This is a genomic window from Streptomyces sp. NPDC005761, assembly GCF_040630635.1.
Lineage (GTDB): Bacteria > Actinomycetota > Actinomycetes > Streptomycetales > Streptomycetaceae > Streptomyces.
Genome location: NZ_JBEXXX010000048.1, coordinates 43540 through 59596 on the forward strand (window position 1 = coordinate 43540; position 16057 = coordinate 59596).

Here is a 16057-nt window from a genome sequence, read left to right on the forward strand (position 1 = left end):
CGGGTCTGACCTGGGAAAACGCTTCGATTAGGGGTCTGGGAGCGGATTCAGGGGGCCGGGACGTGCCACAGGTAGACGTCGCCGCGGGCCGCGGTGAAGGTGCCCCGAGGGGCCGGTCACCGGGACGGTGGCGGCGCCCTTCCCGGGACCGGCTCAGCCGACCGGCAGGCACACGGCGTAGGGGGTGAACGTGAAGGTCCCTGGCGTGCCGAGCATCACGATGCCCACCGTCCAGGTCATGCCGTCCGCGCTGGGGTAGGAATCGGTGAGGAGTCCGCCGTTGATCGGTGTCTGGTGAACGCCGCCGCCAGTCAGCGTGGTGCCTGGCGGATGGTGGAGGTTGGTGAAGAACAGTTGATGATGCCGCACCTTCTCCAGTAAGGCTCCAATACGGTGACTTGCCCCCCGGCGTCCTGGCTCGCCTGATGCCGGCACAGACGGCAGTACCCCTTCTTCAACCGCACTGTTCGCCGGCAGCCGCCGCACTTGGCGGGCGCCTCGCTGCGGCGGACGCTCTCGCATGCGCCGCAGGCGCGGCCGGGCAGGGTGATCGACGAGTTCGGGCCACTTATTGACTCGATGCTCCGGGCCGAGGTCCTGATGAAGGCCGCGGCATTCACGAGCGACGGGCCCAGGAGTACGGCTCACCGGCAATTATCAGCTATCAGCGGGTCAAGCTCTGCGTTCAGACGGCCCGGCCCAGGATCACCGAGGAACTCCGGAGCACACCCGGGGAACTGGCGGGGATGCACCGCCGGTTCGAGGTGATCCCAGGGGCCCAGGCCCAAGTGGACTGGGGAGATGAGGGAAAGATCCTCGCCCACATGGGCATCGCGAAGGTCTACTCCTTCCACATGACGCTCTCGTGAAGAGGGTTCGATCATCCTGACCTCGAACAAGACCTTCAGTGAATGGGGACAGGTGTTCGGCGACGAGGTCCTGGCCACCGCCATCCTCGACCGGCTCCTCCACCACTGCGACGTGATCTCCATCAACGGACCCAGCTACCGCCTCAAGAACCGCCTCAAGGCCATCGAGCGGGACACAGACGCGGCCTGACAGGTCACGTCCCAGTCGGCTGCCAGGGCCTGATCAATCGTCTTCGAGCCGCTGGAAGACCGTGGAGAACTCATCGGTCTCGATCAGTCCGGCGATCACCTGAATCATGCTGTTGACACCGGGATCTCGGACGATCAGGCTGTCCGAGACCCAGAAGAAGCGTCCGCCGAGAGCCGCTCCGCTTTCTGCCCAGACCTCCATCAGACGTTCGACTTCTGCGACCGTGAACACAGTTGCGGTCCACCGGGAACCGTCCTGGAGGTCCACGGAAACATCGACGTTGCACACCGAGTCCAAGTCCTCGTCCACGCCGGGCAGGAACGATGCCTCGAATGCCTCCGTGCGGACCCGGTACCAGGGCTCATCCCAGCCTTGTTCCACTACCTCGGTGTCCGACATGCTCTGTCTCATTGTGCGAGTGTCTCTGGGGCAGGGTGTCGGTCTCAACCCAACCAACCAAACCCGCGAACGTAACTGGGGACGTTCGTCCGTACGCAGCTGGGGAGCTCAGGTCGTACGCCGACAGAAGTGCCCCAAAACCTCCTGGAGCGAGCAAGTCGAGTCCGGTTCCGTAGAGTTGGGACGCACAGAAGTGCCGCAGGACGTGTGGGTCAGCGTCTCCCCCAGCCCGGAAGATGCAGCTTGGCTGCCTCCTCGAGCCCGCTTCGCAGGGCATTGTCGGCCACCCGGCGTGAGGTCCCGTCGGTGTTCTTTCGCTCGGAGGGGAACAGCGGGGCGCCGGGGCGGGTGTGGTCGTCGTCGAACTGGCCCCAGACATCGTCGATGAACCACCGCAGCGTGCGGTCGGCGCCGTTGATCAGCGGCACCGTGCGCTCGCGCGGGCCCGATCCGCGGGCACCCTTGCCATGGCGGACGTGGAGCTTGCCGAAGCGGCCCAGGTCCCACTTGATGTCGGCCAGGTCGAACTTGCACACCCCGCTCGCCCGCGAGCCGACCTGGGACATCAGCTTCGAGGCGGTGTAGTTCCTCGTGGTAGGGGCGAACTTGCGGCAGGTTGCCAGTACCGCCGCCGAGCTGGCGGGGTACGTCCGAGTTCGCCGCCCCAGCCGGTGAACAGCAATCCGCAAGTGCAGCAGGGGGCAACTCGCGAGATGGCCCTTGTCTTCTCCCTCAAAACCCGGGGCGGACGGGTGGGTTGCACCGAATGTTGACTCGATTGAGTGGGCGGGCCACGACCGCCTTCGCCCGTACTCGCCCCCGCCTCCCCCACCCAGGTCTGAGTCACGCTCATGGACGGGATCACCGCACCGCCGGTCACCGAAAAGGTCCGAGACGGTCACAAGCGGGAGCTGTACCCGGCTGGAGAGAACGACGACGAGGGCTAAGGGCTGGGCGTGAACTGCAACAGAACCCGATCAGCTCGCTAGCCGCCGGGAGTCTCTTTGGCCTCAGGACCGCATGTCGTCCCGTGTCGTCGTTTCCTGGAAGAAGGCGCGCAGAGGCTCGTCAATGGCCTGTTCACAGCTGCCGCAGTCGGCTGCGGCGCAAGACGTGGTGAGAGGTCCTCGGTGTCGTGGGGAGTGAGGATGAGCTTCGCCAAGGTCTACGCCCACGCCCCCTGCTGGGCCCCCGTCAACCCACCTCGCCCCGGCGGCGTCCGTGACTACCCCTCGCGGCCTCGCCGGGCTCCTGCTCACCCACCCCGGACACTGTGGGCCAAGGACACCGAAATCGCTCGGCCACCTCACCTCGGCCTGCCCCGAGATGACCGCACTCGCGCGACTCACCGGCGAGTTCGCCGCGCTCGTGACCCCGGCCCATGCCAACGACGACAAACTCACCGCCCTCGCATATGCACCCGGGCTCTTCCCGTTCGCGCGTTGTTCGTGTTGTATGCATGCAGCACCGAGCAGCATCGAGCACAAGCAGCACGGGCGATGACGGCAAGGTCCACCTGCGGCCGCCGGCCCCCTTGGCGGCGATCGCGACGAACCCGAGTCGGTGACGTTTTCCTCCATGCGGAAACTCGGTGCGGGCGACGGCCGGTACGAGCGGCCCGCCGCGACCCCCGCTTTGGTCGGCCGCGACGACGAACTGCTGCGGCTGGTGTCCGTGGTGAGCCGTGCTCCCGGCGTCGCCGTCGTCGAGGGCGAGGCCGGAATCGGCAAGACCCGGCTGGTCGCCGAGCTGGCCGCGCACCCCGGACTGGCCGGCCGCCGCCTCCTCGTCGGCCTCTGCTGCCGAATCCGCGAGCCCTTCCCGCTCGGCTCCCTCCTCGACGCCCTCCGCGACACCGGCGCCCACCTCGACCCGCAGCGGCTCTCCCCCATCACCGGCGTCCTTCGCCCCCTCCTCCCCGAGATAGCCGACCGCCTCCCGCCCGCGCCCGATCCCCTGGACGACCGCGTCGCCGAACGCCACCGAGTCTTCCGCGCGCTGACCGGCGTCTTCGCCACACTCGGCGAGACCGTCCTGGTCATCGAGGACGCCCACTGGGCCGACGAGCAGACCGTCGACTACCTCGGCTACCTGCTCACCCACCTCCCCGCCTCGCTCGCCGTCGTCCTCACCTACCGCGGCGAGGAGACCGACCTCGCCCTGCGCGCCGCCACCACCCGCCTGCCCCCGTCGCTCTCCCACGCTCACATCCGCCTGCGGTCCCTCGACGACGCCCAGACCGGCACCCTGGCCTCCGCCCTCCTCGACTCCGCCCAGCCGCTGTCCGAGGAGTTCGCCGCCTATCTACGCGAACGCACCTCCGGCCTGCCCTTCGCCATCCACGAGCTCCTCGCCCTGCTGCGGGAGCGCGGCACCCTGGTCCGCCGCAGCACCGGCTGGGCCCGCCGGACCCTCGACGCACTCGACGTCCCCGCCGGCGTCCGCGACTCCGTCCTCGAACGCGTCGGCCGCCTCTCCCCCGCCGCCCGCGCCGTCGCCGCGACCACCGCAGTCCTCCAGGAGCCGATGCCGCTCGCCGTGCTGACCGCCGCCGCCCCGCTCCCACCGGCAGACACCCTCGACGGCCTGACCGAGGCGCTGGAGTCCGGCCTCCTGGAGGAACGCGGCACCCGCATTTCCTTCCGCCACATGCTCGCCGTTCAAGCCGTCTACGAGCGGATCCCGCTGCCCCGCCGCCAGGCGCTGCACACCCGCGCCGCCGACGCCGTCCGCCAGCTCGCCCCCACGCCGCTCGGCCAACTCGCCCACCACCTGCGCGAGGCGGAGCAGTTCGGCCCATGGGTGGACGCCGCCGAACGAGCCGCAGAACAGGCCGCGAGCCTCGGCGACGACACCGAGGCCGCCCGCCTCCTTGAGGACGTACTGCGCACTGCGCCGCTGGAACCCGGTCGGCAGACCACCCTCACCGTCAAGCTGGGCTATGCGGCCTCCCGCGCCACCCAACCCACGGACGTGGGCGACCTGCTGGCCCGTGCCCTCAGCAAGGACCCGCCGGCGTCCGCACGCGGTCAACTGTGGTTCCTGACCGGCCTTCAGCACGAGCGGTCGGGCGCTGACCCCGTCGAGCAGCGCGCCGCCTACCTCCGCGCGGTCGAGGATCTCGGCGACCACCCGGAGATCGCCGCCTGGACGATGGTGGGCCTGGGCATCCCGATGGTCGATGGCATCCCACCCGCGGAGCACGCCGCCTGGCTGGAGCGGGCCTTGGAGCAGGTCCCGGCCATCGCGGACCAGGCCTCGGCGATCTCCGTCACGGGCAAGGTGGCCATGGTGATGGTGGCGAAAGGCGACCCGCGCTGGTCGGGACTCGCCGAGCAGGTCATCACGTACGTAGCCGGTGTGCACCCAGGCGCCCGGGAGGCCGAGGCCTGCTACTCGCTGGCCTCCGATGCCTGCCTCGCCGGCCACCACAGAACCGTGCACCGTCTCCTGGAGGTCGCCGACCGCACCGAGCCCAACGGGCATGCGAGCCTTCACGGCCGCACCAACGCCCTGCTGCTCGCCCACTGCAGCGGTGCGTGGGCGGGCCTCGACGACGCGATCGCCGACAATCTGCGTACCCAGCCGGTCCTGACCCACCACCGGCGCGTGCTGGAAACGCTGCACGCCTGCGGGTCCGCCGTGCGCGGCGCCCCGGAGGCCGCGGATTCACTGCTGGAGGTGAGCCTCGCGCGCCTGACCGAGTCAGGCGAGGTCGACGTGCTGCCGCTGCCCGCGTCCGTGTACTTGCGGCTGGCCACCGCGCGTGGCGAGGCCCGGGCCGCGGTGGCCGCGACGGCGGACATGTTCACCGTGTGGCGCAGCAGGGGCCTTCAGATACTCGGCGTGCGTGCGCTGCCCGCTCTGGTCGACGCGCTGATCGCCGTCGGCCGACTGGGCGAGGCGGTCGACCACGTGGTCCGGTTCGAGGGCGATCTGCGCGATCTGGACGCGCCCCTCACCCCTGCCGCCCTGCCGCACGCGCGCGGGATCCTGGCCGCCGCGTCGGGCGACGCGGTGGGCGGGCAGGCCCTGCTGATCGAGGCCGCCGAGGCGTACGACGCGATCCCCTGCCCGTACGAGGCGGCACAGGCCCGCGAGCAGGCGGCGACGTGCCTGTTCGCGGTCGGGGACTCGCGGGCCGAGTCGGTTCTCCGGTCCGCCCTCGGCCGATACGAATCGCTCGGCGCCCGCTGGGACCTCGACCGGGCCACGCAGCTCGCCCGCGGTCACGGCGTCCTGCTACCCGCCTCGCACCGCGGTGGCCGGAAGGGCTACGGCGAAGGGCTGTCGCCCCGTGAGCGGCAGGTGGCCGAGCTGGCGGCCGTTGGGCGCACCAATCGGGAGATCGCGGAACTGCTGTTCGTCTCGGCGCGCACGGTCGAGGGCCATCTTCGGGTGGTGCTCCGCAAGTTGAGCCTCCGGTCCCGCACCGAACTCGCACACCACCTGGGCCGCTCGCGGATCAAAGACACGTAGTTTCCCGCATAGCACCGGAGCCCCGCACGGCGCGACGCTTGTGCGATGCCAGATTCCCCATCCCAGGACGAGCAGGCCCCGGCCGAGTCGGCGGCACCGGATCCTGACACGCCGCCGCATCCGGTGCCGCAGGACCCACCGGCTCCGGACGACGCCCTGGACGACGACGGATGGGTCGACGCCTGACCCGCCCCGCCCCTGACGCTCCCTCTCCACCACCTGTCACGCAGGAAGGCCGTGTCCCCACCATGTCGATACATCAAGACAACAACCGCTCCCGGTCCCGACCCAGACGCCGCACCTTCGCCGCCGTCGGCGTTGCCGCGCTGGCCACCGGGCTCCTCACCCCGATGGCCTCACAGGCCGCCGAGGCCCCGGCCGCAGGCGGCGACGACGGAAAGGTCGTCGCCGTGCCGGGCACGGGCGCCGTGGGCGGTCGATGGACCGTCACGCTGATCACCGGCGACACGGTGCGCCTTACCGAGGACGGTGCCGGCCGCTACACCGTCACCCCCGACCTGACGCCCCGACCTGACGGCCGCATCCCCTTCTTCCACAGTCAGTCCGGGCCGGACGGGGTGTTCGTCATCCCCGACGACGCCCAACAGGCCGTCAACGCCGGGATCCTCGACCGTCGGCTGTTCGACGTGAAGTACCTGGCCCGCAACGACTTCGCCGACGGCAAGGCCGCTCAGCTGCCGGTAATCATCCAGTACCAGGCGGGCATGGCGCAGCCGTCCGTCGCGTCCACCGCGCAGGCCCTGCCCGCCAGCACCGAGAAGCGCTCGCTGCCGAGCATCCACGGCGCCGCCGTCTCCGTCGACAAGAACAAGGCCGAGGACTTCTGGACCACGCTGCGCGGCAAGATCGGCGCCACCTCCGGGATGGCACCGAAGACGCTGACCGGCGGCGTCGAGAAGGTGTGGCTGGACGCGAAGGTGAAGGCGAGCCTTTCCGAGAGCGTGCCGCTGATCGGCGCGCCCGAGGCGTGGAAGGCCGGCTGGGACGGCAAGGGCGTCACAGTCGCCGTCCTCGACAGCGGCATCGACGCCACCCACCCCGACCTGGCCGGCAAGGTCGCCGCCAGCCGCAGCTTCGTCGCCGGCCAGACCGTCACCGACGGCCACGGGCACGGCACGCACGTCGCCGACACGATCGCCGGCTCCGGCGCGGCCTCGAACGGCTCACGCAAGGGCGTGGCCCCCGGCGCCCAGCTGGCCATCGGAAAGGTGCTCGACAACGCCGGCTCCGGCGCCGAGTCGGACATCATCGCCGGCATGGAGTGGGCCACCGGCGAGGCGGGCGCCAAGGTCGTCTCGATGAGCCTGGGCGGCGACCCCACCGACGGCACCGACCCGCTCTCCCAGGCCGTCAACGACCTCAGCGCCTCCACCGGCGCGCTGTTCGTCATCGCGGCGGGCAACGCGGGCCCCGGCAAGACGACGATCGGCACCCCCGGCGCCGCCGCCGCGGCCCTGACGGTGGCCGCCACCGACAAGTCCGACAAGCTGGCGAGCTTCTCCAGCCGCGGCCCGCGGGCCGACGGAGCGCTCAAGCCGGACATCGCCGCACCGGGCGTGAACATCACCGCCGCCCGTGCGGCGGGAACGAGCCTGGGCACGCCTGTCGACCAGTACTACACGACCCTCAACGGCACCTCCATGGCCACCCCACACGTCGCCGGGGCGGCCGCGATCCTCGCCGAGGAGCACCCCGACTGGAGCGGGGCGCGGCTGAAGGCCGCGCTGATGAGCACCGCCAAGGACGACGGCTACACCGCCTACGAGCAGGGCGCCGGCCGGGTCGACGTGGCCCGCGCCACCGCGCAGAAGGTGACCGCCACGACGGAGGGCGCCGACTTCGGCGCCATCCCGGCGGACGACGACGCCGCGGCGGACCGAAAGGTCACCTACGCCAACGGCGGCGACCAGGACGTGACGCTCGCTCTGACGCCGACGTTCGGCGGCGCGGACGGGGCCGTCGACGGCGCCCTGACGCTCAGCGCGCAGACCGTGAGCGTCCCGGCCGGCGGCACGGCCGACGTCACCGTCACCGTGCACCCCGGCGGGCTCGCCCAGGGCTCCTACTCCGGCAGCGTGGTCGCCACGGACCCGTCCGGGGACCGCGTCACCACCCCCGTCGGCCTGCAGCGCGCGCCGAAGACGGTCCCGCTCACCATCCACGTACTGGACCGCCACGGACAACCGGCCGCGGTGCACCAGTTCTCCGCCTGGGCCGCGGCCGTCGACGTCCCCGGCGTCTACGGCGCTCCCCCTGGCGCCATCACTGCCAAAGGCACCTACAAGGCCCGGGTCGAGCCCGGCACCTACGACGTCGGCGGCTTGGCGGTCCTGGACGCCGACGACGGAGGCCCCTCCACCCTGTCGCTGCTGGAAAAACCCCAGGTGACGGTGGGCGACGCGGGCGCGGAGGTCACGCTCGACGCCCGCGCGGCCGTCCGCCTGCGCACCGAGACGCCGCGGCCGATCGACATGTCCCATGCAAACGGCGCCGTGACCTTCGCGCGTCGCACCACGGACGGCACGATGCTGGCCACCGCAACCATGGGCCTGATGAATAACGTGTACGTGACGCCCACTGGGCGGGTGACCGTGGGCAAGCTGCTGTTCTCGACCCGGGTCACCGCCGCCAACCCGCAGCTGTCGGCGAGCGTCACGGCGCCCTCGAAGCACCCGCTCCACCCCCTGCAGTACGAGTACTTCGACAAGGGCCACAGCCTGCCGCACGGCGCGGACACGCCGTTCCCGGCCGGGACGCAGAAGCGCGGCTTGGCCTATGTCGGACTCGCGAGCCCCGAAGAGATCGCCAAGGCGGACCTCAAGGGCAAGATCGCCGTCGAGACCATGACCGCCGACCCGGCGAGCGGGCCCTACTGGGGCTGCGGCATCTACAACGACCGCATCCAGCAGTTGAAGGACGCCGGGGCCGTCGGCGTCGTCCTGTTCGCCGACACCGCCCCGGGCGGATGCCCGATCACGGTCTGGCCGACCGAGCCCGGTCCCCCGGCGCTCCCGGTCGCACAGGTCCTCCATTCCGAGGGCGACGCGCTGCGCAAGCTGCTCGCCAACGGCCCGGTGACGCTGTCGGTCACCAGCAACCCCCAGATCGACTACACCTACCAGCTGCAGAGCTACGAGGAGGGCCGCGTCCCCCCGAGCCTCACGAAGCGGTACACCGACTCGCAGTTGGCGACCGTGCGCTCCAGCTACCACTCCGCGGCGGGCCCCGCCGGGGCGATGGGCTCCGAGGGTTGGCAGAGCTTCAAGCCCCTGGAAAACGTCTCCTTCGGAGCCGGCTCCCAGTTCATGGCGCCGTCCGAGCGCACCGAGTACCTCGGAGGATTCGCCGCCGACACCCTGCGGATCGCCGAGGTGGACACCGGGGACGGCACCTGGCAGACAACCTCGTCGATCGTCGACCGGCCGAGCCGGAGCACCCAGGAGTGGTCGCCGGCCCCGGCGACACCGGGCGTCCAGAGGGCACCCTCGGTCACCGGAGTCCAGTGGCGGACGCAGTGCGTGATGTGCCGTCAGGACGACACCTTCGTTCCCGCGTACGTCTCGGCTGTGGGATCGGGTAAGCAGGTCACCGAGGGCGGCTACTACAACGCCAACGCCCGGCTGTTCAAGAACGGCACCGAGATGGCGCGCACGCCGTCGCCGTTCCCGGGGCTGCCGGTCTTCGCCCTGCCGAAGGAGGAGGCGACCTACCGACTGGAGCAGAGCGGCGCGGGCAACGCGGACGTCTGGACGTTCCGCTCGCGCGGCCACGACAAGGACACCGCACCGTTGCCGTACACGTGCCTCGCGCAGCTCGGCGCGACCAGCCCCTGCAACCCTCTCCCCCTGGTCTTCGTCGGCTACGACCTGGCCGGCACGCAGGCGTTGGACAACACCGTTCCCGCCGGACACCGACACACCTTCGAGATCGACGTCAGCCACGCCCCGTCCACGGATGCGCTGCCGGCCATCGCCGGGCTGAAGCTCTCCTACAGCACGGATGACGGGGCAACCTGGAAGTCCGCCACCGTCCGCAAGGTGCGTCAGGGCGTGTACTCCACCTCTCTCACCTACCCGAAGCTCGCCGACACCAAGGGTGCCGTCAGCCTCAAGGCCCAGGCATGGGACGCCGACGGAAACAAGGTCGAACAGACCACCACGCGGGCGTTCCCGCTGAGGTAGCGGCGTAGCGCACCACCCGCCCAGGCCGTGTTCCAGAAGTTGGTCGTGTGTTGGGTAGGCCGTCCGGGGAAGCTGCGGGCGGCCATCCAGACCGTGAGGTCGCGGGCAATGCGGTCGATGCTGGTTGCGGTGGCGAGTGCGCCACACCGGCGCCCACTGAGAACGGGTCGGTGCCCGGATTCGCTGGGTGCCGGCCTATGGGAGGGAGTTCCGTGGCAGCCGCCCCTATGGGTCGGTGCAGCTTCTTCTAAGTGCGCACCGCCTACGGCGAGAAGAAGCTCCGACAAATCAACGAGCAGATCGGGCGGGCACCGTGCCGGCCCAGCCGTCACGACGCCGCCGAGGAGGCAAAGGGGTGACCTCGGCTGCGGCTGCGTGCCGGGAGTGAAGCGGCCTTTGCATCAGAAGGTGGCAGCGGACAGGCACGGGCACATGCTGTCCGGCCAGCCGTAGCGCGAGGGGTGGAGGGGGAGGAAGCATGCTTGAAGTACCATCCCCGCAAGGCTCTCCGGTCGGCACTTCGTAACCCCGCCGGGGCCCGGTCAGGCGGAGGCACGTGTGCAGAGAGGCCAGAAAGCATGAGTGTCGCTGAGAGTTGGTCCCGCGTGATGACCCTTCTTCGGCAGCACGCCCCGGCCGATCACGCGGATCTGCCAGGGCCCGCTACGGGGCAGATGCTGACGGCCGCCGAGGAACGGATGGGTATCTCCCTGCCGCGGGATCTGCGAACGTGGCTGTTGCGGAACAATCTGGATCTACCTGAGGAAGTTGTCGACGACGAAGTGGCATGTTGCGGCTTCGACGGGTTCCCGGACGAGGGGAGCTTCTTCCTGGGCATCCGGGCCATGGAGAAGCTCTACGCGAACCGCTCCATGCCCGGTGGATTCGACCCTCCGGACCAGCCGGACAATCCGTTCTGGCGTAACGAGTGGATCCCGTTCCTCTCGGACCAGGACGGCTGGATGGGAAAGTTCATCGATGTGCGGGACGGGCGTGTCGGCCGCTGGTTCGTGGGGGACATCACGGTCACGGGCGAGTACGAATCGATGGCCCAGTATTTCGACTCCGTAGCGGAGATGCTGACGCGGATTGCCGATGGCAGCTACCCGCCCTGTCGGGTCACCGAAGGTCGACTCGTCTGGTCGTGAGACGGTCCCCCACCGTATGACGGCCATTGCCGATTCGTCCTCGCTCGGGAGCGGCAGTGAGCTGTCAGCGTTCACGTTCCAGGGCGATGGTGTCTGCTGCGATGGCCGTCATGCGGTGAGGGCTCCAGCGGGCCCTGCGGAGGATCCGCCAGGACTTGAGCCGGGCGATGCCTCGTTCGACCAGGGCTCGTGCCGCTGACAGAGCGCGATCAACTGCTCGCCGAGGCGTGTTGAGGTGCCCCTCGTCGCACGCCCCCTGACGGGGCTGCGCCACTACACGATCGGCGGCGACCTGGTCGTCGTCCGCTGCGGCGGGCAGGCCCCAGAGGTCATCTCGTGGCCCCGGTCGTGGCCCGCTCGGGAAGGAGGGCGAGGAGCTGTTTCGTATGGCCGGGCAGTTCTGCGTCAGCCAGCCCGGTGACGATGTCGCGCAGAGGCATGGGCTGATCGACCAGGAGCGTGTCCTTGGACAGCAGCCGGGCGGGCACCAGGGTGCCGAGCTCGGCCTCGCTGAGCGCCGTACCTCCGGCGAGCGCGCACAGAGCGGCTGCCTGGTCGCTGATGCGGTCCCGGAGACCGGCGGTGCCACCGGCATGCGCGATGGTTCGCTCGATGGTCCAGGCGTCGAGCGCGGCCCTGTTGTCGTACGTCGTGTTGGCCCCCGCTGCGATATCCGCGACGGCGGCGACAGTGGCGGCGCTGACGAGAGAGACGTGCGCGAGGATCTCGTCGGCGCTCCACTCGCCGTCCGGTGGGGCCGGGATGGGGCCGTCGGCGCCGGCCACGGTGGCGGCGGCGTCGAGCAGCGCTCGGTAGGCATCCTGGAGCGGGCCGGTATCCAGCATGTATGGCACCTGTCTGTGTGGCTTATGCGGAATGGACGAAGGACGCAGCGGTGCGGCTCAGGTGTGGGTGCCTGACATCTCCCAGGGTGCCTGCGGCAGGACCGAGCCGGTCTCCAGGAGTGACTTGAGGTTGGCGAGCACGGCAGGCCAACCGGCCGAGATGCCACCGAGCATGTCCTGATCGGGGAGCCTCTCGTGGGTCACGGTGAGGCGGACGATGTCCTGATGCGGTTCAACCAGGAAGGTAACGATCGACGGTTCTCTCGGCGATTCGGCATCGGGGGCGTCGTCGAAGGTGATGACCAGCCGGGTCGGAGGGTCGGTTTCCAGGACGTGGCCCACCACATCGATCTTGCCTGAGCCGTCGGCTCGCCGGTGTTCCCAGGCCGATCCCGGCTGCCAGTCCGAGACGTTGGCGTGTCCCCAGTAGCGTGCCGTCAGGTCGGCGTCGGTCAGGGCTTGCCACACCTGCTCCGCACGGGCGCGGATATAGGTGACGTATACGTAGTCCGGCACCGGTGCGGGTGCGGGCGCGTTGGTCATGGCGTACTCCTCTGCCTGGTGCTTGATGGCGCTGATCGCTTGCAGGCGGGGCTTGTCGAAGCCGGAGATCCAGCGTTCCTCGATCTCATGGATCGGGGCCGGGTTCAGGTAGTGCAGCCGCTCCCGGCCGCGCCGTACGACGGTGACGAGGTTGGCCCGCACAAGGAGGTCCAAGTGCTGCGTCGCCGACTGGCGCGCCATGTCGAGGCGTTCACACAGCTCGCGCAGCGTCTGCCCGTTGTGCTCGCGCAGCCGGTCGAGCAGGAGGCGTCGAGTGGGATCGGCCAACGCCTTGAACACCGAGTCGATCGCTGTTGCTTCGAGGCTCACATTCGACATTATGCAGGTATTCACCTGCCTATCGTCAAGCATGTCATGGGCCGACCCCACGAGCCGGGCGCAGCGATGTGCGCTGGCCTCTGGGGAGAAGATCTACTGCCGGAGCCGATGCTCGCTGCCGCGATGGACGGTCCAACACGCTGCGGAGCCGAAGTGGGACGGCTACCGGGCTCTCGCAGCCCGGTATGCGGACGGGCGGGTGATGAGCCGTTCCAGGCGGGGTACCGGACATGGCCATGTCGCTTCCAGAGGTCACGGCAGCGGGGCCCTACCGTCGACGGCCATGGCGCCGGGCCACGAATCCCCACCCGGCTCCGGCGACGCCGACGACGGCGTCGATCTGCCGCATCGGGTGGGACGCCATCGACACCAATCACGCCGGAGCGTGCCTGAGCGCCTCGCTGCCCAGAACATGCCCCAGGCACACCGCCTCCCAACGCGCACCGCCGCGGCCCGGCCGGAGAAGATCCGGACCGACGATGGGCTCCTGGAGTGGACCGGGAGCGACATGGCCCAGGAATCAGTCGCCGTCAGCTTCCGCTTCCTCGACCACCAGGTGACCATCGCCAACGCCCTCGACGAGAATGGGCTGACCTTGGGGCCGCCGGAATCGGGCTACCGGCGTCACTCACTGCGCTGCAGCGCCCGGCCCGAAACCGGGCACTCTCACACGTGTCGAGGCCCAGGGGCCAGCCCCGACCGGCAGGTCACGATCTATACGGGTGGAGTTTCAGCTGTCTGCACCAGCCGCCCTGCGACTGCGAAACGCCGCTACACGCGTGCGGTTCTGACAGGTCACCGAGCAGAAGCGGCGTCGGCCCGCAGGGGACTGGTCGATGTAGACGTCGGCACAGTGGCCACCGGTGCAGACGCCGATACGCGTGAACCCGCGGTCGACGAGGTACTGGCGCAGAGTGGTCGCGGCCGCCGCAACCAAGGCGTGATCGGCGTCGTCGACGCTCCACACGGCGCGCAGCGCGCCATCGGCTCCCGCCTCCACGGCGGGGCGAACGCCACTGTCGGCCAACAGCCGCGTCAGCCCCTGGGCGCACGCCGCCCCGGCATCGGCGCGGAAGATCGCGTGGAGGTGGTCGGCAGCCTGGGCGAGCGCCTGCGGGGTGAGCGCGGCGCTCACGGACGCGGGCAGGGTGAGGCGCGCCGCGATATCCGCAACGGGACGGTGAGGGGTACCCCCTCTGCCGTCCTCCTGGCGCGGCAGCGTGCCCCAGCCGTTGACGAGTTCCGTCAGCGTATCGAGGGAGATTTCCGTGATCGTCACTGCCATACATCGATCGTAACGCGTTAGAGGTCTTCTTTGCGTTGCAGCGGCCAATCCGAGGCAGTAACTTATTAAGACGCTTCTATGCGTTACGCCCTACGAACTCGGAAGGCCGCCCATGCTGGATCTCACTCTCCTGCCGGCCTACCTGGCAGCGGTCGGCATCATCACTGTTGCTCCGGGACCTGACGCCGCGTACATCGTGGCCGTCGCCCTTGAACGCGGTCCGCGAGCGGGTCTGGCCTCCGCCGCGGGAATGGCTCTGGGAATGGCCGTCCATGTGACGGCGGCAGCGCTCGGTCTCGCAGTCCTGCTGCGCTCGGCACCGGCCGTGCTGCTCCTCGTGGAACTGGCCGGTGGCCTCTACCTCGCATGGCTGGCAGTCACCAGTATCCGATCGGCCAGGAACACCACAATGAAGGCCCCCGAGACACCCCCCGAGGGTCAGGTCCTGCGTCGCGCCGCCCTCACCAATCTCCTCAATCCGAAGACCGTGCTCTTCTTCGCCGCGTTCCTGCCACGGTTCACCACCCCCGAACGCGGCCACCTCTGGCTGCAGTTGCTCATCCTCGGCCTGATCTTCCTGACGACGGGCCTCATCTGGGACAGCATGATCGGCCTGTGCGCCGGCCGGCTGGGCCAGACACTCACACAAAGCCCCCGCACGGCTGCACTGGTGAACCTGGCCGCCGGCGTCACCCTTATCGCTCTAGCGGCGATTCTGCTGACGGACGCGCTGAGAACCGCCGTGGCACCTTGAAGTCCTTCGCTGCGGTTCGACGCCCTACAACCACTGAGCTTGTCTCTTAACCTCTGTTCGTCACTCCAGCAGCACTGTCGTGAACCTCAGGTGGTGCGTCACCAGCCATTCCTGCATTCGGTCCCAGCGTTGCCAGCCACCGCGCTCGGCCAGAGCCTGGGTGTAGACGGGGTCCCCGCCAGCCACGCGGTCGGCGACGAAGGCCCGGCAGGACGCGGTGGCCTGTTCGATGACGTCGGGCAGTTCAGCGCGGCCCTGCCGGGAGAGCCCGTAACCGTCGGCGAGAATCCGCAAACGCGTCGGGGCGTCCAGCCCTGTGGGATAGAGAGCCATCGCGGATTCGGGATCGAGCATGGGAACCCAGTACCGGGCGGTCATGGTGACATCCCACAGCGGTCGGCCGGGGGCCGCCAGGTCGAAATCGATCAGGCCGGCCGCACGACCGTCGCGGAACACGACGTTCTCCAGGCACACGTCGTTGTGGCACAGCATCGTCCCGCCCTCGGGGTCGGCCAGGTCCCGGGGCCAGTCGACATCTGTATCGGCCGGGATGGTCGCGCTGGCCTCGTGCAGGCGCCGCAGCAGGCTTCCCACCGATCTCAGCGCGGTCTGCGTCATCGCCCAGCGCGGAAACGGCGGCAGGGCGACGTCGCCGGGGATGAAGGTCAGCCGTTCGCGGCTGTCCGCGGTGAGACCGACCGGGGTGGGAGCCGCGTCGAAGCCGTGCTCTTTGAGCGCGAGGAGGTAGGGGTGGAGGGCGCGCGCGGTGCGCGGGGCCGGGCGTTCCACCAGGGTGCCACGCCGGACGACCGCGCCCGCGTTCACCATGCCGCCGACCAGTGCTTCGTCATCTGTGGCTTCACCCTCAGCTGCCATGCCGATCACGTTATCGCCAGGTCAGCCGCGTGAAGGATGTTTCGAAGTGTGCTTCGAACTTGGACGTTCACCTGGGTGTTCGCCGGACGCTGGGACGGCCTTCGTCTGATGCTGTGCACCGACCAAGG

12 protein-coding genes and 3 pseudogenes are annotated in these 16057 nt (G+C 69.7%); 7 read left to right on the forward strand and 8 right to left on the reverse strand.

Going from position 1 to position 16057, the window contains the following annotated elements; translation table 11 throughout:
* Positions 1–153 precede the first annotated feature (153 nt).
* Positions 154–369: a hypothetical protein gene (locus ABZ434_RS31000; protein ID WP_359143557.1), complete on the reverse strand. Its 216-nt coding sequence runs from the start codon at positions 367–369 to the stop codon at positions 154–156.
* Between the two features lie 174 nt (positions 370–543).
* On the opposite strand from ABZ434_RS31000, the pseudogene ABZ434_RS31005 reads away from it, so the two are divergent.
* Both ABZ434_RS31005 and ABZ434_RS31010 read left to right on the forward strand, forming a co-directional pair.
* A pseudogene (locus ABZ434_RS31005) lies at positions 544–866 on the forward strand (IS21 family transposase); the annotation flags it as partial.
* Between the two features lies 1 nt (position 867).
* Positions 868–1059, forward strand: a pseudogene (locus tag ABZ434_RS31010) (ATP-binding protein); the annotation flags it as partial.
* Positions 1060–1092: 33 nt separating this feature from the next.
* Here ABZ434_RS31010 and ABZ434_RS31015 read toward each other — a convergent pair.
* Together ABZ434_RS31015 and ABZ434_RS31020 are read right to left on the reverse strand one after the other, a co-directional pair.
* Positions 1093–1470, reverse strand: a complete 378-nt coding sequence (locus ABZ434_RS31015) for a hypothetical protein (protein ID WP_359143560.1) — start codon at positions 1468–1470, stop codon at positions 1093–1095.
* Between the two features lie 200 nt (positions 1471–1670).
* A complete protein-coding gene (locus ABZ434_RS31020) occupies positions 1671–2024 on the reverse strand; it encodes a hypothetical protein (protein ID WP_359143563.1) in 354 nt (117 codons plus the stop codon).
* Between the two features lie 1012 nt (positions 2025–3036).
* Between ABZ434_RS31020 and ABZ434_RS31025 the strand changes: the two genes are divergently transcribed.
* From ABZ434_RS31025 to ABZ434_RS31040, 4 genes are all read left to right on the forward strand, one after another.
* Positions 3037–5937 carry an AAA family ATPase gene (locus ABZ434_RS31025; protein WP_359143566.1) on the forward strand — a complete coding sequence of 967 codons (2901 nt, stop codon included), beginning with the start codon at positions 3037–3039 and terminating at the stop codon, positions 5935–5937.
* A 45-nt stretch (positions 5938–5982) separates the two neighbouring features.
* Positions 5983–6123 carry a hypothetical protein gene (locus ABZ434_RS31030; protein WP_359143569.1) on the forward strand — a complete coding sequence of 47 codons (141 nt, stop codon included), beginning with the start codon at positions 5983–5985 and terminating at the stop codon, positions 6121–6123.
* Positions 6124–6185: 62 nt separating this feature from the next.
* Positions 6186–10139, forward strand: coding sequence for a S8 family serine peptidase (locus ABZ434_RS31035; RefSeq protein ID WP_359143572.1), 3954 nt, complete (start codon positions 6186–6188; stop codon positions 10137–10139).
* A 608-nt stretch (positions 10140–10747) separates the two neighbouring features.
* Complete coding sequence (locus tag ABZ434_RS31040) at positions 10748–11287, forward strand: SMI1/KNR4 family protein (protein ID WP_359143597.1); 540 nt, start codon at positions 10748–10750, stop codon at positions 11285–11287.
* 64 nt (positions 11288–11351) lie between these two features.
* Here the strand turns inward: ABZ434_RS31040 and ABZ434_RS31045 are convergent.
* The 4 genes and pseudogenes from ABZ434_RS31045 to ABZ434_RS31060 all read right to left on the reverse strand — a co-directional run.
* Positions 11352–11510, reverse strand: a pseudogene (locus tag ABZ434_RS31045) (IS5/IS1182 family transposase); the annotation flags it as partial.
* Positions 11511–11616: 106 nt separating this feature from the next.
* Entirely contained in the window at positions 11617–12132 is a 516-nt protein-coding gene (locus tag ABZ434_RS31050; protein WP_359143575.1) for a hypothetical protein, read from the reverse strand.
* 57 nt (positions 12133–12189) lie between these two features.
* Positions 12190–12984: a metalloregulator ArsR/SmtB family transcription factor gene (locus tag ABZ434_RS31055; RefSeq protein WP_359143599.1), complete on the reverse strand. Its 795-nt coding sequence runs from the start codon at positions 12982–12984 to the stop codon at positions 12190–12192.
* Positions 12985–13744: 760 nt separating this feature from the next.
* Positions 13745–14299 (reverse strand): CGNR zinc finger domain-containing protein, encoded by a 555-nt coding sequence (locus tag ABZ434_RS31060; RefSeq protein WP_359143578.1) that lies wholly within the window; start codon positions 14297–14299, stop codon positions 13745–13747.
* Between the two features lie 112 nt (positions 14300–14411).
* Here ABZ434_RS31060 and ABZ434_RS31065 point away from each other — a divergent pair, with 112 nt between their 5' ends.
* Positions 14412–15053: a LysE family translocator gene (locus ABZ434_RS31065; protein WP_359143580.1), complete on the forward strand. Its 642-nt coding sequence runs from the start codon at positions 14412–14414 to the stop codon at positions 15051–15053.
* 60 nt (positions 15054–15113) lie between these two features.
* Here the strand turns inward: ABZ434_RS31065 and ABZ434_RS31070 are convergent, their stop codons facing one another.
* The gene (locus tag ABZ434_RS31070; protein ID WP_359143583.1) at positions 15114–15929 is read right to left on the reverse strand and encodes a phosphotransferase; all 816 of its coding nucleotides are present in this window, start codon (positions 15927–15929) and stop codon (positions 15114–15116) included.
* Between the last annotated feature and the right edge of the window lie 128 nt (positions 15930–16057).